Origin of the sequence: Candidatus Uabimicrobium amorphum (assembly GCF_009002475.1) — a bacterium.
Taxonomy (GTDB): Bacteria; Planctomycetota; Uabimicrobiia; order Uabimicrobiales; family Uabimicrobiaceae; genus Uabimicrobium; species Uabimicrobium amorphum.
Genome location: NZ_AP019860.1, coordinates 6,558,233 through 6,582,119, shown reverse-complemented (window position 1 = coordinate 6,582,119; position 23,887 = coordinate 6,558,233). Strand labels below are relative to the sequence as shown.

The following is a 23,887-nucleotide window of genomic DNA, read 5'->3' as shown; positions in this document are numbered from 1 at the left end:
ATCATGCCCGAATACATTCAGGTCCTAACAGGTGGAGTGAAATATTACAGCTGCGATATTTCACTTCGCAATTGTTGAATCCTTTTAAAATAAATCGTATCCATAAACGATACACTCATCACAGCCTAATCTCCCTTTTGCTGTAAAGCTTTTTCCAATACATACCTAATCATCGGATGTGTTTCGACATCGCTATGCTTGCGCAATACGCCGATGGACTCTTGTGATTCAATTTTCGACAACACAACAACACAGACAAACCGCACATGGGGTTCTTCGTGGGAAATAGCTTTCTTGAGTATCGGCATTGCGACATCATGCATAGCACAAAGCGCCTTGATCACAAAGCTGGTATTCTGTTTGTTATCTAAACACCAGATCAAATTCCATGCTGCACGTGGTGTTCTCATTTTTGTTAGAGCAATAATCGCACATTCTCGTACAGACAACTCTTTCGAAGTGAGGAGTTCGAGTATTGCTTCCATCGCGGGTTCTCCCAAGTTTGCGAGATGGTTTGTGATCACAAATTGCTCTGTTCCACGGCGTACTTGGATCGCTGCTTGGAAAATCGCGATTTTTTCTTCAACAAAAAAACTGTTTGACTGCGCAATGGCATCCACGGCCATGTGTCTCAGTGATGGGCTTTCGTGTACCGCGAGATTCATCAATGCAATTTTGGCTTTTTCGCCAAGATCGACAAATGTGTCGACAATGACTTTTGATTTTTGCAATTTATCTTGGTTTGATTTTAGAGCTTTGATGTGATTCGTCAAATTTTCGATGCGCTTCATGAGCAATTCAAAAGCACTTTTGGAGAAGTGCTGTATAATCATATTTTTGGCGGTATAACATACCAACAAATTTTCGTGCTGCAAGTGTTCGATCAATATGGGCAGAGAGTTCTCATCTTGGGCTAAAATCTTCAATGCATTTGCAATAAATACCGGATTTTTTTGTTTGGTAATTTGATCTTGTAATAACTGTATCGCATCTACAAAATGACTTTCGAGCACCTGAACAGCGACCTTGACAACTTGTGGACGTTTGCTTTTAAGAAGGGGCAGTACATGCGGTAGACTTTGCGGCGCGTAGCTTTGCAGTGCGCTTGTAATGAGAGAAAGCGTCTGGCTATTTTTTTGTTCATAGACAACAAAAATCAGGCGTTTTATTGTCTGCTGTGATTTTTTATGATAGCCGATGGATATTAGCGCTTCAATAATTGCCTGGAACTCTTTTTGCGAGGAAGATGATAAACGACTGTTTAAAGTCGCGATTGCGGGGGCTGCTTCCTTACCGATTACTGTGAGAATACCATATAGTTTTATACGCAGTTGTTCGGGGGGATTTTTGTCAAAAGTATCCATAATTTGGCTGACGGCGAGCTTTCCGTGTTTTGCTAACGATGCACATGCCGCTAGTCCTACGGCTTGTGCTTCATCTTGAATTAGGCGTAGCAAAATATAAGTCGCTAATGTGTGTTTTTTCTTTCCTAGGGCGTGAACTGCGGCCACTCTAACTAACTCATTGGGGTCGTGTCTGCTAGCATCCATTAAATAACGAAGCATCGGGTGTTTTATGGAATCGATATCCCCAAGAGCATTCACAGCTGCACAACGTGCTTCAGGGGTATCCGAGAAGCGGACTACTTTACCTAGAGGCCGTATCGCCTTTTCTCCTATCTTTGCCAACGATTGAGCCGCCAACTCGCCCCAGCGATCATCAAGTACTTTTATTAGAAAAAAAATTATTCTTGGTGCTTTTTTCCCCAACTCCCCTAACGCCAAGATCGCTTCTTTTACCAAAAAGTCATCATCTTCTTTGACAATATTCTTTAGTAAATCAACAACGCGATCGTCGGCATGACCAATACGTCTGAATTGGCGGATAATCTCCTGTTGCACTAAGTAAGCTTCGATGTATTGAGGTATTAGTGCTTTTTCATAAAAAAACTGCTTGTACAGAATTGGTAGTGCTTTTAGACCAAATCCACCAATGACTTTAATGGAATTTACACGTAGTAGATAATTGCGTGTACGTAGATTGGCAATCGCATTATCAAGAGTTTTTTGTTTGTCGTCACAATACGTCAGAGATAGTAGCAATGAAAAGATAAGAAAGTACTGCCGCATAGAGTTTTCTCCCAAAATCACCGTTGAGACGTTGTATGGTAGGTATTGACTTAGTCAAGCTCCTATTACTACTTGTCAATACGACAGAGAATTCGGCAGTACTTTTGCAAAAACAAAATATATGTTGCGCGACAATTACTTTTTTACTTTTGCAGTTTTATGTTTAAAGACGTAGGTATAGTAAGGCCTATCCATCAATACCTTGGTAAATTTTGCGCTATGATCTCCTCTTTTCTTTTTGCCCACAAATTTGAAATTGTTATACGAGATGGATAAAGGGCGCGTTTTTCCCCAAATTCTTCCCCTACCCGCAGCATGTACATATAAATCGCGATGCCGTGTCGTAACAAGATATTTTTCTTCGCCAGGTCGCAACGGCCACCAACCATGACGTACCCAAGCGCCTTTTTTATTTTTGTAAGCAAGTGCTACATCGATTGGAAAAGAAGTGGCGTTTTTAGCATATACGATGTATTTTTGAGATTTGCCTACTTTTTGCATGCTAACACCTTGTGTTTCCCAAAAATACCAACGATTTTTGATATCTACCACCACTGGTTTTCCTCCTGTACCATTAAGCGATTTTTCGATGACGACTTTGTCTTTATTGTGTAAATGATACGTGGGAATGCGCGCTCCACCTTCATACTGATCGTTCATAAATTTAATATCTTTTTGTGCGGTAGCAAAGTCTTTTTTGCTGGTAATACTTTCACAGGCAAGAGCGCTATACGCGTGGTAATTTACGTTAGTTTTGCGTATTCTGGCATTGAGGTCCATAAAGTTTTGTCCGCTGCGCACAGACACAATCTGTAGACCATTTGGACTAGGATCTACGTACCATATATAACTATAATAGTAATCATTCTTTTCTCGCGTTTTGTCTATGTGTGGAGCAACGGAAATCTTTACTTTACCGCAAGAGGGTTCCTTTACAAGATAGCCGCCGCTTTTTACATTTTGTATCTTGTAACACAATGTGCCACTTAGTTTTTGAAAACGCCATAGTGTATCACGAGGATCAGCGTAATCTGTTCCACAGACAACCTCTAATTTGTCGGAAATTTTCATATTGTTTATGCTTATAGTCCATCCACTATGACCAATATTTTTTTTGAGTCCGTTTCTGAGTTTATATGTGTGGGCTTCCTTCTCTTTTATATACCAAATTGCAACTTCTTTCTTTTGTGGTATGTCACCTAACATAATTCTACGCGATATATAACCAATTTGATCAGGATTCATATAGACATAACTTTTAGTCTTGCGGCTTTTTATATAATATTGTCCGTCATCGCGATCCTTTTGTGCTTTTTCGATAAAAAATTGACAACGAATATCTTTAGGTGAGATATTTTGTGTCGCACTGATTACATGATTACCATCGTCTTTTCTCTCGACATAAAGGTATCTTTTGGTGCGCACATTTTGCATGGTTGCGTATTCTTTTCCTTGCTCTTCCGCGTAAGAAATTTGCCAGATATCTCCTGCACCACCGTAAAAACGCGCTGCTAAAATTGCGCGTGTGAACAAATATCCACCAGTCTTCACGTTTTTAATTTTGAAAGTATTAATACTCTCTTTTTTGACCGTCGGAACAACCACTTCTATTTTATGCATCACATCCGCAAAAATTCTCTTTGCCTTGTTGTCGGCGTCTATTTCAATTTGCATATTATCGTGAACGGAAAAAGAGCCTTTTACAATTTGATTGAGAGCTTCGCTAATACTCTGAGTGACATATTTGGCCAGAAAAGTAGACACTCCTATTTTTTTGTATTGAACTACGTGTTCAAGCTCATGCAGCATCCAAAAAACGTCATCTCCATCTGTCAGATCTACACGTGTTGGAAAATAAATCTCGGAGCCAATGGTGATCGCATCTCCGTGTACGGTGTTAATGTCTTCGGCATATGTGACTTTTTGTAGATCGATACTTCGATAATGTTTTTGAACTATGCGAATAAATTCTTGTGGTAGGTATTTTCTTTTGTCTTTAGCTTGATCGCTCAAATATTTTAGATAACCGTGGCCAGGAACAGTGTACTCTAACGTTTTTAGAATAGGCTGAAATAGTTTTTTATCAACTTCACGTCCCAAAAATTTTGCGCGCTCAATCGCTCTTTGTGCAACGAATTTGTCGAGATTACGTCCTAGTTTACGCAATTTGTTTTTGCGATTAAAAATATTGATATTTTCTTCAAACCAATTGTTGGCAAATAGTGATGTAGAAAAAAACATCACGAGTGTTAAAGCTATCAAATTTCTCATTCAAAAATTCCTTACTTGGTCTTCTATTTTTTCTTCTGGTATTCGATCTTAGCAAATGTATACTATTTTTTTATTTTGTCAAATATTTTAGATGTTTTAAATAAATTATAGTGTGACAAATTTCACTCTAACAGATTTGGTGGTCATCGTTAAATATAACGAATAAAAATGAACCACAGAGCAGAGTACGCAGAGAAGTTTTTCAACAAATCTATTTATCGTTTAACCTTTTGTTTGCTAAATACATTTGGGAGTCAAAAATGGAAATATTACTTTTAGCCATGGCGGTAGCTGTAGTTGCGATGTTTGTAAAATATGACCAAGAGAGAAAACGTGCTGAGTCATGTATTGAATCGATGAACAAGCTGAAAAGAAGTGTAGAGCCACTTTACAAGTATCAAAAGATAGTTCATGTTGAAGCGGAAATAAAACAAATGCATTTGCAAGCGCAACGAGCTAAAACAGATTACGAAATAAAATGCGAAAATCTTGTTCATGAAACAAATTTAAAAGCTAAAGCGATCAAAGACGACGCCGAAAATTACGCCATGAACCTCACTCTCAAAGTGGAGGAAGAGACGAAACAGCTAAAGAGAGAAACAAAAGAAAAAACCGACAAGCAAAAACAAAAAGCACAAGAAATGTTGGACAATGCAATTGAAGAGTCAGAGCGCATTGTCAAAAGTGCAAAAGATCGGGCCATCGAAATAGCTGGTGATGCAATTAAGGCCAAAGAAAATTCAGATCGTTATGAGAAAACAGCCAAAGCAATGAAAAATATCATCGATGGCTATGGCGATCAATATATTATTCCAAATAACACAGTGCTTGATGAGTTAGCAGAAGACTTTAGCCATAAAGAAGCAGGTGCGGAGTTAAAAAAGATCAGGTCTCAAACAAAAAGTATGGTGACAAATGGAATCGCGGCAAAGTGCGATTATGTCGAAACACATAGAAAAACGACAGCGATTAATTTTGTACTGGATGCATTTAACGGAAAAGTAGATACCATTCTTACGAAAACAAAGCACAATAATTATGGCAAGCTAAAACAGCAAATCACAGATGCCTATAATCTAGTGAATCACAACGGCAAAGCATTTCGCAACGCAAGAATAGAACCCGACTATTTAAACAATCGTATGCAAGAATTAAAGTGGGCCGTTGCTGTTAATGAACTTCAACTGCAAGAGAGAGAAGAGCAAAGAAGAATCAAGGAAATTATGCGTGAAGAAGAGAAAGCCAGAAAAGAATACGAAAAGGCCATGAAGGAAGCCGAAAAAGAAGAGCGAATGCTAAAAAAAGCGATGGAGCAAGCGCAGAAAAAATTTAATCAAGCATCGGAAGAACAAAAACAAAAATATGAAATGGAATTAAACGAACTATTAAGTAAATTGTCAGAGGCAGAACAAAAGAATCAAAGAGCTTTGTCCATGGCACAACAGACAAAGACAGGCCATGTCTACATCATCTCTAATATTGGCTCATTTGGTGAAGACGTTTTTAAAATTGGTCTTACAAGACGCCTAGATCCTCTCGATCGAGTAAAAGAACTGGGAAATGCAAGTGTACCGTTTTTGTTTGACGTACATGCAATGCTGTACAGCGAAGATTCTCCAGCACTCGAAAATGAAATCCACAAAAAGCTGGCTTCGCATCAGCTAAACAAAATCAATAATCGCAAAGAGTTTTTTAAAGTGAACTTAAAGGATATTCGTGAAATTGTCGAAGAAATGGGAATAGAAGTACACTGGACTATGGTTGCCGAAGCGAAAGAATATCGGGAGTCTTTGGCTCTTGGGGATAAAAATGATGATGTTTTGTAAATTTGTTTTATACAAAAGTATTGTATTGTTAATACGACAGTAAATATCTGACGGTGATAAGTCTTAAGTAAGATAACGTTTTTATAATCAAGTACGTTTGGAACATTGCATTCTATTTGCTATGTTATCTGTAATTAAAATGGTAATTTTGAAGTGATTTTTTTCGGTGAGGTTTGGGCCTGCCCTTTGGAGAAAGCTGGTTTTAAAATTGAAGAAATTCCGTTTTACCATCTATTCAACCGACCAAATTTTATCATGCTCAAAAATAGAATCGCTGATCAACACACTTTCGTGGCGTAGTGATACGCTGTTTTGTAAACTTTACCTGTTCTTGTAACTCGGTGTTCAGTATAACCGCCAAAAATTAAGGAATAGCAACTATGCACTCGCTTTTCCCAAATAGCTGTTGGTGCCGAAGGCGTTGTAAGCACTTTTTGTATAGCTTGTAGCGTAACGGCCTCAGTACTATCTCTTATTTTTTTCTAAAACGGTCTTGACGCAGGGGTGTACTTCAACGCCTAAAAAAACAGCTCTGAATTTTCCAAGGATATCCTACGAAATCTGTACCAAACAAATCGATTCTAGTGGTCCCAGTAATGTAACTATCTTAAGTCTCGTTTCGATGTTCTTTTGATAAAAATTCTTTTTGGGTATAGTAAAAACTTTCTACAAAAGACAGTTCATCGTCAACTTTTTGACTATAACCAATATTCTTTTTTATCTTTGAGCAAATTTCGTTAATTACTTTATGGTCATGGGGACCTTTATGATCTATAATTTGTTGCAAGAGCTGTAATTTATTCTCATCGTAAAAATTTAACATTTCATTTGAAAAATCATATTTAGTTTTTTGCAGATAGATTCTTTGGGCTTCACAAAAACTCTTTATAAAATCTATGTCTTTGTATACTATTTTTTGATAACCGAGTGCAGTTTTTATCTCTTCACTAGTTTTTTCGACAAGCTTTTGCAATCTTTTATGTATTATACCCAGTGCATAATAAAAGAGTATCTTTTTCTTAATTAGAGATTCATAGACTTCCCATCTCTTAATAAGCGTTTTCAATTTTTTTAGTTTTTTTTCATCATATAACGTTAACATTTTATCGTCAAAATAGTATTTGTTTAGCTTGTTGTTTATTAGATATTTTCTTTGCAAATAAAAACTTTTAATAAAGTATATTTTTTTTTCTATGGGACGATCATAGTCAATGGCATTTTTGATTTCCTCGCTGATGTTTTCGATAGTTTCCTCCAGCTTTTTATATTTCTCATTGCGTAAAGAATAATGCATTAATCGCGAGAGAAGCCCTTTTCTATAAAAAAAATCATAAAGATTCCATTCTTCAAGTAACTCCCCTATTTTTTGAAATTTTTGTTCGTCATAAGAAATTAGCATTTCATCAGTAAAATAATATTTGTTGAGTTTTTTGAATGTATCGAAATCATAAAATACTTTTTTTGCTGTTAAACTATAATCACTTCTTTTAATTCCAACTCTATCAAGAAGTTTTCGAGACTTCTTTAGTAGAAAAAAAGCATAAAGTGTATTTATAAAAGGAATTATGGCAAGAAAAATCCCCAAGCAACTTCCTACTCCCGTTCGGCGACCTAACCTCCCAAGACTCATGAAAAGTGAAAGACTAATAGTCAAGACCATAATTCGGACTACTATTGCTAATGAACCGTACTCTGTGCGTGTTAAATTATCAGCATAAACTAGTGCAATATAGTTGATCATAAGAGTAATCCATACCCACTTGGTCTCCGTACGCTGTTGTTCGAGTTCGTAATATTCCATTTGTAAACCTTACAAAATTTACTTTAAATTTGATTACATTTTACCATTTAGCTTTTATACCTTGCATTAGAATTTATAAGTAGTAGATAACCGTATAATCACTAACAAAAATGCAATAATAATGATTATGGCAAGACGAAAGTAAAATTTCCACTTTTTTGAAATATTCTCATGTTGTAGTCTAGCAAACTCAATACGATTAAATAGTTCGGTTACTTCAATAGAACTAGTAGTTTCTTCCAACTGCGCTTTGGCTAAACCAAAGTCATTATTGAGAAAAGCAACCTTAGCAAATTCTATTCGTGCTTGGTCTCGCCCCTGTTGTGCCTCAACATTTTCCTGCCACAACTCTAGAGATTGATCAAAACCTGCAATAGCTTGCAAAAGCTTATTGTAGAGTACACTAAAATTTATTTCTTTTAGTTTCTCCTGAATTTCAAAAAGGTTTTCCCCTTCAGTCAATATCTTTTTAGCCTTATCTGAAATAATAATACTTTGGCGGTGTGCTAAATAATCCTGAATCGCTTTTTGAAATTCTTGAACTTTTTGGTAACGCTGTCCCATATTACCTTGTAAAGCTCTCTTGCAAACACTTCTTAACTCGTAAGGTACACTTTCATCAAAAGGAGGCATATTCCCTTCTCTTGCTGAAAGCAATACTTTCCATATTGTATTGCCTTGATGAGGAGGTCTTTTGTAAATAATCTCGTATAGAATGCCTCCCAAAAGATAGACATCTGTGGCATACGAAATGTCTTTTCCTCTTCCTTCGGCTAATTCTGGTGATATATAGCAAGGAGTTCCCATTGGATGATTGATCTCCGTATTTTTGAACGTTCTTGTTTCTTTTACTTCATCTTCTCTAGATCCCAGATCAACAGCAATTCCCCAGTCCATTACTAATACTTCGCCAAATTCACCTATCATTACGTTTTCGGGCTTTAAGTCACAGTGAATTATATTTTTATGATGCGAGTAAGCGATAGCGTTGCAAACGTTGAGAAGTATTCCTAAGTGCCCTTCTAGATTATATTCGGCTGATCTATCTTGTTGTTCTTTTGTTTTTGGGTACAATAAGTCTTTCCATGATATCCCTTGAACGAACTTCATTGCGAGAAGAATTTCCCCCTCGTCATTTGTGTCTATTTCATGTACAGGAACAATATTCGGGTGTTCCAAGTAGGCATTGACTAAAGATTCGGCTAAAAATTTTTCTTTTCCTTTATCAGACAGCATTTTTTTAATCGCAATGTCTCGTTTTAATTTTTTTTGTCTCGCTTGATAGATAATTCCCATTCCACCACGATTGATTTCTTTTAAATCGGTGTAATCTTGTTTTGTGTCTAGTGGAACTTCTATTTTAGTTTTTGTATATGCTTTTTCTTTTTCAGGATTTTCGGACGAAGTGATTGTCTTATTATCAGAGAATGTTTCTTTTGAATTTTCTGGAGAGATCGTGTCTTTACTAGAAAAAGTATCCGTTGCATCTTGTGGAACAATAGTGTTTTTGTCAGAAAATGTTTCACTGGGTTTGTATGTGTATCTTATGTCTTCACTATTATTCAATAGCTTTTCCCATAGTGTTTTAAATTTTACGTCATCCACAAACAATTACCTTTCTTCTATAGAACTTGAGGTCTTTTACTAAAAAAATTTACCACCTTTGGTTTTATAAACAGACTATGATTTATTAGTGCACTGCACAGTTCATTTTCGATAATCAAATTTCTCATTTGATTGAGATGGCAAAATATTTATGTTATTATAATTTTTTAACGAAAATAACCAAATGAATTTCTGTGTTTTACAACTATTTAAGTAATTAGTGTTGTTTAGAGGTACTTCTTGTGTTCGTTGTTAGCCTTCGACAAATTTGGTTTCGACTATATCGCCCTGATTTTCAGCTCGTTTCTCAAGCGAAGTACTTTTTTACGATTTGCTCCAAAGCCCATTTTTCTGAGAGATTTTGTCATCTTTTGATACCCATAAACCGATACTTTATATAAAGTAGCCGAATAACATCTCTGAGTGAAATGTCATCTTTACTCTCTGGCTTTTTTCTGTAATACAATGTATTTCTCTTTACACCTAGTATCTTACATTGCTGACGTACAGAACACTCTTCGTCACTCGGATCTATCAGATCAAGTTTTCCGCACTGCTAAAATTCACCAAGCTTTTTTTAGTCACCCATATTCTGAGTGGACTTTTCCAAATTATCTGTATAACTTTTCAATCAGTTCGTCTTTTGTCTTGTCCTCCTGGCTTTTGCCTCTGTGGAAATCGTATCTCAAAGAAGACCAAAGTTTGTTCATTCAAAAAGATGTTGAACTTCTATCAAAATCAACGGAGAAGTATATTCTCGACACTGTGGCAGCGATTTATGCATGGCAAGGAAATGCTATGTTGGCATACAAATATGCCGATATAGCAGAAAAAGAAACTCTCAAAAGAGTAAAATTATTGTTAGAAGGGAAAACGCCGAAACAGGTAGAGCAAGAAATGAAAAAATAAGTTGACTAAGGTTTTTTTTGTTGCGAAATCTAACTATAGACCAAGTTTGAAAACGTATGCTAAATTTGCTATGGTATTTTATAATTTTGAAGCAATGTTTTTTGATGGGGTTTGTCATGGGTTGGAAATATTTACAATATGTTGTAATATTTTTTATTCTATTTTGTTTGGCTTTTGCACAATCTGAAGACGAAAAACTGAACAAGCAATTAGAACTATTGGTCGCGCAACTACAATCTTCGAATATTGACCATAGTTTATCTGCATTAGTAGAACTAAGAAAATTAGGGGATAAGGCAAAAGTAATTCGTCCAGAGTTACTAAAAATTCTAAAAAAAGTAAATATCAATAACAGGTCGATTATTCAATGCGTTGTGGATATTATTACACAGTCATCACCACAACAAGTGAAGTCGAAAAAAACACCAAAAACAATAACAACGCGCTCTGCCGCATCGCGCATCTCTAAGAATCTTGGTGGGTTGAATATCCTTGGAACTAGCAGCGACTTTCATCAAAGACTACGCTATAACAAACAATACGCTGTTGTCATTGGTATAAACAAGTATGACAACTTCACAAATCTCAAAGGCCCCAATTTCGACGCTTCGGAAATAGCAAGAGTGTTGCGCGACCGTTATCAATTTGATCATGTTAATCTACTTCTCGATAAACCTTCTCCAAGGCAAGCAAATTTCAATGGGCGCGCAACAAAAGTAACCAAAAATATAGTTGAAGATGCAGTTCAAAGTTTAAAGAAAAAGGTCAAGCCAGATGATGCGTTGTTTTTCTTCTATGCCGGTCATGGTGTTCCTGGTTATTTGGTCGTAGGGGATAGCGAAAAAAAACATTCTGGACGACCTATTGAAAAAAGTATGGTTTCATTAAAAGCAATTGCTAAATCTCTAGAATCTTGTGGTGCCAGACACACATTAATGGTTTTGGATTGTTGTTTTAGTGGTTCACTACTCGAAAAAGAATATCGCCCTGATTTTTCCAATCTAACAGATAAAGCCTTTGTTTCGCCGGGGGGGAGCAATCTAACTAGAGTGTTCAATCGCCGCGTTTTCCAGGTAATTACCGCCGGAGCTGGGGATGAAGCGGTGGCTGATAAACTAGATGAGATTTCAACTATTTACGCAAAACAATTTAAAGATAGTCGTGGTCATTCACCATTTACGGCTGTGTTTTTACAAGCCATACAAGGGTTAACTGGAAGAGATGACGGCATCATTCTGGCATCGCAATTGGGATTTTACATGATGGATACGCTGGTGAATGACGATAGGATCAATGCATCACAAGCACCTCGCTATGGTACACTTGGTGGTAATGGTGATTTTATGTTTTTTCCTGTAGACAAAGTACTTAACCCTAAAATGGTTGCGCCTTTGTATCTAAATGGCGTTGAATTTGCTGCCTTTCGTCGTTCGGGCTGTGAAGCGTTGGAAAATTTTATCGCCGAGAAATCTGAAAAAGATCGGATTTCGCTTATAAAAAGTGCGTTACCTCATGTTGTCAAACTGATAACCGATGAACAAAAAATTCCGCGAATGGCTGCTGTGAAGTTTATCAAAAACGAAGCCCAGAAGTATGCTAGTAAGATAGAAGTATTTTCTATTGTAGTACCAATATTGGCAAAAACCCTGACACCAAAAAAAAGAAAAGTAGTTTTTTCCTTAAGTAACGATGATCAATATATGATGATAGAGTGTTTGGGCTCTTTACATTCACACATAAAAGACGAAGGTCCTATCGACATTTTGAAGAGATACTACAAGCAACAAGAATCTCAATGGCGAGATCATACAAAAGATAAAGAAATTCCGTATCTTGTAAAAGAAAGAATGAAAGAACTTCCTGTAGATGTGGATATTAATAGTAAAACTCCACAAGTACAAGGGCACTACTATCATCAAAGGATTCAAATATATCGTTGGCTACATAGCACCGGTAAAGAAAAAATAGAGTTATATGAAAGTAGCAAAAATAAATTTTTGTCACTCACTGAAAATGTTTCTACTAGATTACAATCTTTTGATCTTTTAAAAAAAGAACTTACAAATCGAGACTTTATTGAATACTTTGCGACGCGAGATAAAACAATACGAACAACTGTATTGGCATTTCTAGCAGGGCAAGATAGAGATCTGCCAATACTTTTTCAATTGCTCAAAGAGGGTGGTGAAGATATTAAAATTGATGCTGCAAAAGATCTTGAAAAAATTGGCAAAAGGGCTTTTTTTGTTATTGTTGATAGGCTCAAATTAGCAAAAGCAAAAAAACTTTTATCTCAAAAAAAATATCTGTGGTTGCCGTTAATCAATTGGCAAAAAGAGTCATTGTTTCCACTTATAAATCATCTAACTTACCAAGATAAACAATTCTTGATACCGCTTTTTGCAGAAGTAGCTTTTGATAAACTATACTCTCTTATGCTAAATGGTAGTAAAAATAAACAAATAAGATCGCAGGCAGCGTTTTTTATCGGAAAGCGTAAAACGATAGAGCCTTTTATTGCGAAATTTTTTATTTCTTTAAAAAAGAAAAACGTTTTTGAAAAATTGACCGCCATAGACTCTATAATCTCACCAGAAAAAAAGTGTTCCATGTTGGAGGTTGTTGTCGAATTGTTAAAGAGTTCGGATGAAATTGTCCGACTTTCTTCGGTTAAAATACTCAAAGAAATGGGCGAAAAAGCACATTCCGCAATACCAGCACTGATTCCTCTATTGCAAGATTCTGACTCCAAAGTTAGAGAGCATACTTCTCTTGCACTAGCAAAGATGGGGGAGAAAGCCATACCGTTTCTCATTGTTTTATTAAAGAATGCACAACAAAATGCCCGTCTTTCTGCATTTACAGCGCTACAAGAAATGGGAGAAAGAGCTCATCCAGCAGTACCAGCGTTGATTCCACTGTTACAAGATTCTGACCCAAAAATTAGAGTGAATGTTTCTCTTATATTAGCAAAAATAGGGAAAAACGCACATCTTGCAATACCAGCACTGATTTCTCTATTGCAAGATTCTAACTCAAAAGTTAGAGGAAATGCTTCTCTTGCATTAGTAAAAATAGGAAAAAAAGCCATTCCATTTCTCATAGAGGCGTTAAAAAATTTAGATGGTGATTCTGTGGCCACAGTACTACAAGAAACCGGAGAAATAGCTATTCCAGCACTGATTCCTCTATTGCAAGATTCCGATCCCCATGTAAAAAAAAGAGCTATTAGTGTAATGTCAGAAATGGGCGAAAAAGCACATGAGGCAGTACCAACATTGATTCCTCTATTGCAAGATGCTGACCCAAAAATTAGAGAGTCGGTTTCTCGTACATTAGCAAATATAGGAAAAAGAGCACATGCGGCAATTCCGGCACTTATTCCTCTATTGCAAGATTCTGATCGCTACGTAAAAAAAGAAGCTATTCGTGCACTGTGGCGAATGGGAGAAAAAGCACATGTGGCAATACCAGCACTTATTCCTCTATTGCAGCCGGGGGCTTTTACGGCAGATGCAGCGTATGTTCTCGGAGAAATTGGAGAAAAGGCCTCTCCAGCAATACCGTATCTTATTCCTTTACTTAATTATAGAGCAAACCAATTAGCCGTAGTTAAAGCGTTAGGAAAGATCGGAGGAAAAGCAGAGAAAGCAATACCATATCTCATTCCTCTTCTTAAAAAAAATGGACGCCGAAACAGAACAGTTGAAGCAGCGTTGAAAAACATATGCAAAAATCCTTTTTTAATCCCTGTATCACAAGATCCATCTACAAAAGTGATGAAATATACTTTTGTAGGTAGAAGTAGAAAGAGAATAGACACAGAGGATATTCTTATCTTACTCTCTCTCCTACATAACCAGGATAATGAGATAAGGTTGTCTGCGGCAAAGTTCTTAATAGAAACAAGGGCGACAGAACTACGGGAGAAGATGGGAAAAGAGTCGCATATGGCAGTACCTGCCCTAATTCCGTTATTGCAAGATCCACAAATGAAATACCCCGCAATACAAATATTAGGAAAAATAAGAGGAAAAGCCGCTATTGTACACCTTATTCCTCTTTTACAAAGCAAAGATATTTATGTAAGAGGTTGTGTTGTACAGGCATTGGGAGAAATGGGCGAAATAGCTCAAAAAACAGTACCATTAATCATCCCTTTTTTACAAGATGATGATCCAAGAATGAGACAGACAGCAGCAACTACGTTGGGAAAAATAGGTGAAAAAGCTCACTCTGCAATACCGGCTCTTATTTCTCTTCTAGAAGATTCAAATTCAAAAGTAAAAAAGGCAGCCATTATAGCGCTGGGAAACATAGGCGAAAGAGCTCATTCTGCTGTTCCATTTCTCAAGAATCTCTTGCAAGATAGGGATTACAAAGTACAAGGTGATGTTGTAGAAGCATTAGGTAATATAGGTGAAAGGGCCCTTTCTTGTATTCCTTCTCTCATGAAGCTGTCAAATAGTCACCTTCTAAGATGGAAAGCAAAACAATCATTAGACAAAATTAGGCAAAAAACGCAAAAATTTGTCCCCTCTTTGACTTTTCTTTTGCAAAATTCAAATCCTGAAGTGCGAAGGTATGCTATTTCCGTAATAAATGATATAGGGGAAAAAGCTGTACCTTCTCTTATATCTATCTTACAAGAGAAAAATTACAATGGAAGACTTTCTGCAGTTGAAGCTCTAGGAAAAATAAGTAAAAAAGCTGACCAGGTGATACCATTGCTTATGCCTTTTTTACAAGACAGTGCTCCAATAATGAGAATGACAGCAGCAGCGGCACTGGGAGAAATAGGTGAAAAAGTTCATGAGACAATACCGTCCCTTATTTCTCTTCTAAAAGATTCAGATTTAGAAGTAAAAAGCGCCGCAGTCGAAGCTCTAGGAAAAATTGGGGCGAAAGCAGAAGAGGCGATTCCTTTTCTTGCCGTGCTACTACAAGATGAAAGCTCTGACTTGAGACGTTTGGCTACGGAAGCTTTAGGGAAAATAGGAGAAAAGTCAGAAAGAATCGTTTTTTGCCTCATTCCATTGCTAGAAGACGAGAATTCAAAGGTGAGAGATGTTGCCATTGAGGCACTTGTCAACATAGGTTTGACAACACAAAAGTCTATTTTTTCTCTTATCCCTTTTTTACATGATCGAGATGCGCAAGTAAAAATAACCGCTGCTGTTGCATTATCGATGGCAAAGGAAAAAGTAAAAAATGTAGTACCCCATATCATTCCTCTTCTAGAGGATCAGAGTTTGCAGGTAAAAGTAGAAACGGCAAATATACTAGGAGATTTTGGACAAAAGTCATATCTTGCGATACCACAGCTTATTTTACTTCTAGGGAGCGGAGTTACAGGTGTGGAAGTACAAGCTATTTCCGCGCTAGGAAAAATAGGAGAAAAATCTCATTTGGCGATTCCTTATTTAATGGAGTTTCTTGAAGACGGTTTAAATCCTGAAATACGAAGAGTTTCAGCGAAAGCTCTTGGAAGAATAGGGAAAAAGTCACAAAAGGCTATTCCTGTATTAATATCGAGATTGAAAAAAGAAGCTCGCGGTGATGGTGAACTTTATGCTTATAAAGAAATCCTCGAAGCATTGGTACAACTAGAGGAAAAATCGATTCCTTATTTAATTCCACTTCTCAAAGATCCATCCTCTAGCACACGAATTAGAGCAGCAGAAGCTCTTGGAAAAATAGGAGAAAAGGCAGAAAAAGCGATCCCCGATCTAATTCCACTTCTCAAAGATCAAAATAAATATGTCAGAATATATGCAACAGAAGCTCTTGGAGGTATAGGGAAAAAAGTAGAAAAAGCGATTCCCGATCTAATCCCACTCCTGAAAGATGAAGTTCCTATGGTGACAATAAACGCAATGGAAGCCCTTGGAAAAATAGGGGGAAAGGCCGAAAAAGCGATTCCCTATATAATCCCACTCCTTAAAGATAATGTGTATGAAAATGCACCTGAAACACTTGGTAAAATAGGAGAAAGAGCGATTCCTCATCTAATTCCACTTCTTAAAGATCCCTCTTCTAACACGCGAAGTAGAGCAGCGCAAGCACTTGGGAAAATAGGAGAAAAAGCAGAAAAGGCGATTCCTCATCTAATTCCACTTCTTAAAGATACCTCCTCTAGCATACTAAGTAGAGCACTTGGAAAAATAGATCGCCCCCGAAGTAGAGCAGCGCAAGCACTCGGACAAATAGGAGAAAAAGCAGAAAAGGCGATCCCTCATCTAATTCCACTCCTCAAAGATAAATATTCTGAAGTACGCGAAAGTACAGCAGAAGCACTTGGACAAATCGGAGAAAAAGCGATCCCTCATCTAATTCCACTTCTCGAAAATCAACATCCTGAGATACGAAAAGGTGTAACTAAAGCGCTCAGTAAAATAGGAAAAAAGGCATTACATGCTATTAGAAAATCAAATCATGTAATACTGAATTCTTATCTTTGGGAATCATATCTCCATGGATACAAAAACGCCTTCACCCAAAGAGACATAGAACTTCTATCACAATCGAAAGATAAAACACACCTTGAAACAGTAGCGATCACCCATGCTTGGAAAGGCAATGAAAAAGAAGCATTAAAATACGCTAAAAATTGTAGCAAGAATGCAAAAATAAGAATCAACTTATTGCTAAAAGGAATTTCGCAAAATCAAGTGGAGTTGGTAATAAAAAATAACTTTAAATTTCTCAATGACAGGTTATGGGAAAATTATGTGAAAGAACAGTCAGGCGGAATTACAAAACAAGATATAATTATTCTGGAAGAAGCATATGAAACACATCAACTTGATACATTAGCAGCAATATATGCCTGGAAAGGAAATATCCAAAAGGCAAATAAATACGCGGATAAAGCTCAAGGAGAAGCGTTCAAAAGAGTGAAGCTACTTCTAAAAGGAAAACCTCCGAAGCAGGTCGAAGAGGAAATGAAAAAAGGACAAAACTAGACTTGTCATAGATCTAAAAGAATAAAAAATGTTCTTAATGAAAAGCGGCTTTGTTAAAAGTTCTCTTTCTATGAAAATGCTGCATTTTTTCTCCGGTAAAATGTGTAGAGAAATTCACTGTAGACAGACTAGCTCGGATAATGTTTCTCCTCATTTTTTAGTTCTTCTTGCAGATTATGCGCCTTTATTTGTATTATCTATTCATTGCGTAGCATTTTTGTATCCTTATTTGTGTAATTGTTGACTATTTTAGGATACTTTTTTTCAGGCATGCTTTTTATTTATTCACCGTTTAGCTTATAGATGCCCAAACAAAGGGCTAAAAAATTATCAAGTGTCGAGAAGCTCAGAACATTATTGGAGATTAAAATGAATTATCTTAAAACATTTTTTTTGATATTAGTATTTGTATCCTTCGGATTTGCAGAAGACGATAAAAATGTAGCAATTAATGAAATGAATACAAGAATCTCAAAACTTGAGGGACAACTAGAAAAGGTACAGAAACAAAGCGATATATTAAATTCGCAATTTTTACCTCTTAGCAAATATAGATTTCTTCGCGTAAGCGTATTCGGAGGTGACTACAAGTTAACTATTGATACCCGAGGAAAATTTGCACATGTAAACTGTGTCCAAGGTAAAATATTAGAACAAGATGATCGTAGCTTTAAGATAGAAAAAACAAGTGGATGGAGTCATGTTGATTTTATCGTAGAAGTAAAAATATTTGATAAAGTAATATCTGTTTATGCTAGGAATGATCAACCACGAGAAATAATTTTGCGAGATCATCTCAATCAAATCCTCAATAAAAATAGAGATAACAAGGTAAGAATAGGTGGTACTCATCGAATCTATAGTATAAAGACGCAAACTGCAGAAAACTTGCTACTTGAGGAACAATTAGAAAATCAACAGAGTAAAAGTAATCTGCTACAGAAACAAATCGATATATTAAATTCACAATTTTTACCTCTTAGCAAATATAGATTTCTTCGCGTAAGCGTATTCGGAGGTGACTACAAGTTAATTATTGATTCCCGAGGAAAATTTGCACATGTAAACTGTGTCCAAGGTAAAATATTAGAACAAGATGATGGTAGGTTTAAGATACAAAAAACAAATGGATGGACTCATGTTGATTTTATCGTAGAAGTAAAAATATTTGATAAAGTAATATCTGTTTATGCTATAAATGATCAACCACGAGAAATAATTTTGCGAGATCATCTCAATCAAATCCTCAATAAAAATAGAGATAATAAGGCAAGAATAGCTATTCAGCGAATCTATAGTATAAAGACGCAAACTGATTCGCTAGATGTTGATGGAACCACAAAAAGCAATGGTGATTCTGAGATTGGAGGAAATTTAACTGTTAGTGATACATATCTACCAAAAGACGTATTGGAGCTATCAGCAAAAAATATCGAAATGAACAATAAGGGAATCTCAACAAAAGGTAGAGATGTTTATTTTCATAGCGACAGTGCTGACTTCGCTCATGGTATAGGTATGTACCACGACACTAAAAAGTTTGCCAATGTAAATGTGAACGGACCTGTGGTTTATGGTTACTATGGAGGTGCACTTGGTAGTACCGAAGGCGGACAAAAAATTGCCTTACGCTGGGATAGTAATGGTGATGTGAAAGTCACTGGTCAACTTTCAGCGAAGAAAATCTCTGGTGCCGAAGATTTGAGTATTGGTAAAGTAAACGCGAATATCATCTCTCTAAATGGTGGTGGAACAATAAAAAGAGTTTTCGACAATGGTAATTACTCTTTAGAAATTTCCTCTACAAACTTATACATAAACAACAAGGGAATCTCAACAAAAGGTAGAGATGTTTATTTTCATAGTAGCATTACTGATTTCAATCATGGTATAGGCTTATATCACGCAGCATACAGCGATGGTAATAAAAATTACCCTGCCAAACTTTTTGCTGGAGAAAATGTAAATGGACCTGTGGTTTATGGATATTATGGTGGTGCTCTTGGTAGTAATACCAACAAGATACAAAAAATTGCCTTACACTGGGATAGTGCACAAAATGTTTCTGTCAAAGGCAATTTGACTACAAATAAAACCTTAAATGCCAATCATATATCAACAAAAAGTGTAAACGTAACCGAAAAATTTGATGCCAAAAGCTTGCACATAGATAAAGATGGCTGGATTGGAATGAACACTGCTCCCGTTAAAGACTTCACCCTTGCAGTGAATGGACGTATTGGAATTGGAGTAACCAAGCTAGCTGATGCTGCAACAAAACTAGCGGTAAAAGGAAAAATCACCGCAGAAGAAGTGCGTATCGTAAAAATGGATAACTGGGCAGATTTTGTGTTTGCCGATGACTACAAACTTATTCCCATTGACCAACTTGAGCAGTCCATTAAACGCAACAAACATCTGCCCAACATTCCATCAGAGAGAGAAGTAAAAGAACAGGGGATTCAGTTGGGAGAAATGCAGGCAAAGTTATTGCAAAAAATAGAAGAACTTACTCTTTATACCATCCAACAAGAAAAGAAAATCACAACGTTGCAACAACAAAAAAATACGTTAGAAAACAAAGTAGCGAAAATGAAACAAAATGAACAAAAAATAAATGCTTTGCAAAAGCAATTAGTGAACATGCAACAAAATGAACAAAAAATAAATGCTTTGCAAAAGCAATTGGATTTGGTTCTAAAGATAATGCGTAATAAATAAGCTCAATTCGTTTTTTATCTTAGTCATAATCTTAATTCTACAAAGAAAAGATTATGACTAAGATTTGTATGTTATTCTACGATCCCTACCAACGTACTACTACTTTCTCAGTTGTATCGTAATATATTTACAGATAAAGCACTGTTGTAAAAGAAATGGTAAATAGTCGTGTGCAATATTTATAAATCGCCAATATCATCTGTATAAAAGGTACTTTACTTGAAGGTGGAGGGCAAGATCGTAAGACTATTCGCAGTAGCATTTTATAAAGAATTAGAGGTTTGCCGATTCTTCCATACACAGATAAACGATTTGTCAGAGAGAATCGGCAATAATGGTTCCTATTATGGCTAGTAGTTGATGATCATCTCCCTATCTCGTGCTTTTCTTACCAATAAGTGACTTAGGATAGGGAATGTAAACGGTGTTTATTTACTATACAGCCGTGCAGTAAAATCACTTCCCGCCTTGGCAGTAAAACCTTCTTGAAGAAGTATTTCTTCACCAGCACGGAACTCCACTGTTTCATTGTTGTTAACGTAAAAACTTCCTCCGGCATGGACACTGTAGAGCCCAATAACTTGCAACTGCGCGACATTACCAAATTGTTCTCGCGAACGCAAGTTTACTTCTAAAGAAGTGCTGGCCTCTAAGGTCGCAAAATTTTCCATTGCCAGTAGCTTTTTGTCATTTTTTACCTCTTCTTGGCTTGGTTCGCGACCAGCAAGAGAAAAGTATAGATTTTTGATTTTTTCTTCCGCTAAATTTGCCACTTCATCGCGTAGTTTTAGCAAATCATTTTGCTTCATGTAGTTGACATAATAAGACAGTTCGTCAGCTGTTGGTTTGCGCAATAATATTTCATCAAAGGCACGCTTTACTTCGCGTACCACAAAATTATGCGTTCGTGTTTTTGTGGGGAAGGGATAAAGCTTATTAGAAAAATAGCGGTCCATCACCGAAAGACTACGTCCGCCGCCAAGTGCTGGGTATACTTCCAAAATACCATCGACCTCAATAATGCGATAACTTTTCTTAGGTACTTTTGCTGACGTTGGTAATTTACTATTTACGGGCAAAGTTGTTTGTAGTATCCAATATCCGCTTTTATATGCAGTAATTTTTGCAGTGAAATCAACATCAATGTCTTTTTGTTTCGCCAGTGCTTTGCGTAAACTGTCGGTGTAGTTATTTGCATCTAGATCTTTTTTGTAGTCTATGTCTAAAGTTCCTAAACGCCATTCTGTTCTGTTTTTTGTAAGTTCTAATTTTAAAGGATAACACATGATAGAGTGCTGATCAAAAGCCGTGGCTTCGTAATTGATAATAAAAATACTACGGCGGTCTATTTTTTTCGTTACTCTTGGAATAAAGCCAAAAAGCCATTCCGTTTCGTAAGTAACCACGTTTCGCGCAATACGAAAATTCTCTAGTTTATTCAGTACATTGTGACGAACATCTTCCTCTGTCCAATCTGGACTGTGTTTTTTATAGTAAGCCAAAACATTTTCTTCATGCCACTCTATGTTAAAACGCGGGCTTTGTTGTTCGTGCTTAAAGCCCATCGCGTGACCAAACTCATGAAGAATAGTTCCATATTCATAACTATCTTTAGGGATCTTTTTTTTACCATCGACAACTGTAAAAAAATTCTTTGGCAAATACAATTTTCCTTTTTTATTTTTCTTGTAAAAAGAAAAATTCATACTGGGATTTTCTGTTTTGGAGTCTGTTCCTATCTGAGAGTTGTTACCGACTCCATGTGTTATATTTACTGTTATCTGCGCTTTAGGATCATTGTTAAAACGAAAGTCAATCCCACAACATTTTTCCCAATTGTCCTCTACGATTTCCTCAATTTGTTGCTCAATATCATCATTGTCAATTCCAACAAAACGAACATGCAACACACGTTCATTGCTTGGCCACAGTTTATTTTTGGCACCAACGAGTGAAAGTCCTTCTTTTTCCTCAAAAGACTGCTCGGTAAACCCCTCTCCCGAATCGAGAGTGGTACAAATATCCTGTGCATATATCATGCTCATAAAAAAAAGTGTGGCAATTAGTATTTTGAACATCATTTTTACCTCGATTTAAATTTTCATATTAACTGCACTATTTTAGCTACTAGAACAATCGTTATCGAGTAAAAAATAATCCCACGCCCTATCCTTTTATCTTCCCATCTTTTTCTCTTTTCTTCCCTTTTCTTCCCTTTTCTTCCCTTTTCTTAAAACGGACAGAATCTTCAGTTACAATTACACAACATAAGAACTGTTAATATTTGTTCACCTTATTAGTTGGGAACGGTAGTGAGAAAAAAATTCTTGACATAAGGGATTCTCTTACTTTTTTGAGCGGTATTTTTATTCATAAATAAAGAAATCATGGATAATTTTTTTACTTGTACTTTTACTCGTATGTATGACAGCACATGTACAACAAAAAAGCTACACGATTCAGCAACCTATAGTTTCAACTGTGCGGAAATGGAAAGGCAAAAGTTTATCTCTCTGAATCTAGCGATGCATAGGCTCTGTTGACATTTCGAAGTTGCCCCGAAGGGGAAAAATGTGTATAGCCGTGGGGCAAAGCCCACGGTAACAATAGAAACAAAATTCTGACCCTGAAGGGGTCAAACTAGAGTAAATATTTGGGATCAAATTGTATACCAGCTTGTATTAAAAGCGTTTTGTATTCATCCAAAAAGCTTTTTCTGTAATGATGTTGTTCTTGATTGATAATGTATTCAATAACGGAATTAACGTTATCAAAAGAAAGAGTGAAAGCTGCATAGCCATCTTGCCAGTTGGTAAAACAAGGAAATATCTTGTTTTGTTTAATCCATTTGCTTGAAAAAGCTTTAACATTTCGAAGCAAATCAGCAAGATCAATGCTTGGATGTAAACTAAGTGAACCCTCCCCGGCTTGAAGAAGCCGGGGCTTCCAAAAGCAAGAGATTTCAAGGAGTATACATCAGGTAATCACAGACGGTCATCCACAAGGACAACCTCATCCACGAAGGATGCGTATTATTCCATTAGTACTCCTGACAACTGTAGTACAAATGAATCAGGGGTGGTTACCTGACTCTCCTACAGGCTCGGAACAGAGCTTTCTACTACTTTCTGCCGCAAGCAGCAGGCCGTAGATACATGATTCCATATTTCCATGGAATTTTTATTCTCTTCGTTATAAAGAGTTATTTGTATTAATAAGAATACAAATATACAACCATAAAGATTTATGGTTGTAGATAGGACATGTCTACTATTTTTATACGAATTGTATACGGATTTATTTTTCGTGTCAATAAAAAAATACGATTTTCTTACGGCATAAGTAGTTTTTATCGCTTGATTTTTAGATGAAGAAAAATAATTATTTCTCTTCATCTAATATTTGAGAAGCCCATTCATCCCCAACCTTTAGAGGATGGGGACTTCTGGGAATTTTGTTAAAATATGGAGATGATCTTCCACACCGTTAATACGAATAAGGCGACATTTTTTGTTATTGACAATTCCCCAGATGTACTTAAAAAGCTTAGGGCGACATTCTTTTGTCAGGCTCGGTTGTCGGTTCTTTGTAGAAAAAACAATGTGGTAATAAATTTGTGTATAAGTAGACATAAACAGACCTTTTAGTTTCACCCCTTCG

11 protein-coding genes and 1 pseudogene are annotated in these 23,887 nt (G+C 36.4%); 4 read left to right on the top strand and 8 right to left on the bottom strand.

Going from position 1 to position 23,887, the window contains the following annotated elements:
• Positions 1-125: 125 nt before the first annotated feature.
• Both UABAM_RS23310 and UABAM_RS23305 read right to left on the bottom strand, forming a co-directional pair.
• The gene (locus UABAM_RS23310) at positions 126-2,129 is read right to left on the bottom strand and encodes a HEAT repeat domain-containing protein (protein WP_151970401.1); all 2,004 of its coding nucleotides are present in this window, start codon (positions 2,127-2,129) and stop codon (positions 126-128) included.
• 135 nt (positions 2,130-2,264) lie between these two features.
• Positions 2,265-4,400 (bottom strand): RICIN domain-containing protein, encoded by a 2,136-nt coding sequence (locus UABAM_RS23305; protein WP_151970400.1) that lies wholly within the window; start codon positions 4,398-4,400, stop codon positions 2,265-2,267.
• 260 nt (positions 4,401-4,660) lie between these two features.
• Here UABAM_RS23305 and UABAM_RS23300 point away from each other — a divergent pair, with 260 nt between their 5' ends.
• Positions 4,661-6,226, top strand: a complete 1,566-nt coding sequence (locus UABAM_RS23300; RefSeq protein WP_151970399.1) for a DUF4041 domain-containing protein — start codon at positions 4,661-4,663, stop codon at positions 6,224-6,226.
• 607 nt (positions 6,227-6,833) lie between these two features.
• On the opposite strand, the gene UABAM_RS23295 is transcribed toward UABAM_RS23300, so the two are convergent.
• The 3 genes and pseudogenes from UABAM_RS23295 to UABAM_RS34260 all read right to left on the bottom strand — a co-directional run.
• Entirely contained in the window at positions 6,834-8,027 is a 1,194-nt protein-coding gene (locus tag UABAM_RS23295; RefSeq protein WP_151970398.1) for a hypothetical protein, read from the bottom strand.
• A gap of 66 nt (positions 8,028-8,093) precedes the next feature.
• Positions 8,094-9,632 (bottom strand): serine/threonine-protein kinase, encoded by a 1,539-nt coding sequence (locus UABAM_RS23290; protein WP_151970397.1) that lies wholly within the window; start codon positions 9,630-9,632, stop codon positions 8,094-8,096.
• 278 nt (positions 9,633-9,910) lie between these two features.
• Positions 9,911-10,009, bottom strand: a pseudogene (locus UABAM_RS34260) (hypothetical protein); the annotation flags it as partial.
• Positions 10,010-10,334: 325 nt separating this feature from the next.
• Between UABAM_RS34260 and UABAM_RS23280 the strand changes: the two are divergent.
• The 3 genes from UABAM_RS23280 to UABAM_RS23270 all read left to right on the top strand — a co-directional run bounded on the left by UABAM_RS23280 (position 10,335) and on the right by UABAM_RS23270 (position 20,227).
• Positions 10,335-10,541, top strand: coding sequence for a hypothetical protein (locus UABAM_RS23280; RefSeq protein WP_151970395.1), 207 nt, complete (start codon positions 10,335-10,337; stop codon positions 10,539-10,541).
• 116 nt (positions 10,542-10,657) lie between these two features.
• Entirely contained in the window at positions 10,658-17,506 is a 6,849-nt protein-coding gene (locus tag UABAM_RS23275) for a HEAT repeat domain-containing protein (RefSeq protein ID WP_173013520.1), read from the top strand.
• 369 nt (positions 17,507-17,875) lie between these two features.
• On the top strand, positions 17,876-20,227 hold the full coding sequence (locus UABAM_RS23270) for a hypothetical protein (protein WP_151970393.1): 2,352 nt from the start codon (positions 17,876-17,878) through the stop codon (positions 20,225-20,227).
• Between the two features lie 428 nt (positions 20,228-20,655).
• Here UABAM_RS23270 and UABAM_RS23265 read toward each other — a convergent pair whose 3' ends face one another.
• The 3 genes from UABAM_RS23265 to UABAM_RS34250 all read right to left on the bottom strand — a co-directional run bounded on the left by UABAM_RS23265 (position 20,656) and on the right by UABAM_RS34250 (position 23,859).
• Positions 20,656-22,308 (bottom strand): 3-coathanger stack domain-containing protein, encoded by a 1,653-nt coding sequence (locus UABAM_RS23265; protein WP_151970392.1) that lies wholly within the window; start codon positions 22,306-22,308, stop codon positions 20,656-20,658.
• A 559-nt stretch (positions 22,309-22,867) separates the two neighbouring features.
• Positions 22,868-23,188, bottom strand: coding sequence for a transposase (locus tag UABAM_RS34255; RefSeq protein ID WP_390882103.1), 321 nt, complete (start codon positions 23,186-23,188; stop codon positions 22,868-22,870).
• 467 nt (positions 23,189-23,655) lie between these two features.
• Positions 23,656-23,859 (bottom strand): transposase, encoded by a 204-nt coding sequence (locus UABAM_RS34250; protein WP_151970391.1) that lies wholly within the window; start codon positions 23,857-23,859, stop codon positions 23,656-23,658.
• Positions 23,860-23,887: the final 28 nt, after the last annotated feature.

What these genes read in the sequence shown, in the direction of transcription:
- UABAM_RS23310 (WP_151970401.1), bottom strand. Translation starts at nt 2,129, where the DNA reads ATGCGGCAGTACTTTCTTATCTTTTCATTGCTACTATCTCTGACGTAT.
- UABAM_RS23305 (WP_151970400.1), bottom strand. Translation starts at nt 4,400, where the DNA reads ATGAGAAATTTGATAGCTTTAACACTCGTGATGTTTTTTTCTACATCA.
- UABAM_RS23300 (WP_151970399.1), top strand. Translation starts at nt 4,661, where the DNA reads ATGGAAATATTACTTTTAGCCATGGCGGTAGCTGTAGTTGCGATGTTT.
- UABAM_RS23295 (WP_151970398.1), bottom strand. Translation starts at nt 8,027, where the DNA reads ATGGAATATTACGAACTCGAACAACAGCGTACGGAGACCAAGTGGGTA.
- UABAM_RS23275 (WP_173013520.1), top strand. Translation starts at nt 10,658, where the DNA reads ATGGGTTGGAAATATTTACAATATGTTGTAATATTTTTTATTCTATTT.
- UABAM_RS23270 (WP_151970393.1), top strand. Translation starts at nt 17,876, where the DNA reads ATGAATTATCTTAAAACATTTTTTTTGATATTAGTATTTGTATCCTTC.
- UABAM_RS23265 (WP_151970392.1), bottom strand. Translation starts at nt 22,308, where the DNA reads ATGATGTTCAAAATACTAATTGCCACACTTTTTTTTATGAGCATGATA.
- UABAM_RS34250 (WP_151970391.1), bottom strand. Translation starts at nt 23,859, where the DNA reads ATGTCTACTTATACACAAATTTATTACCACATTGTTTTTTCTACAAAG.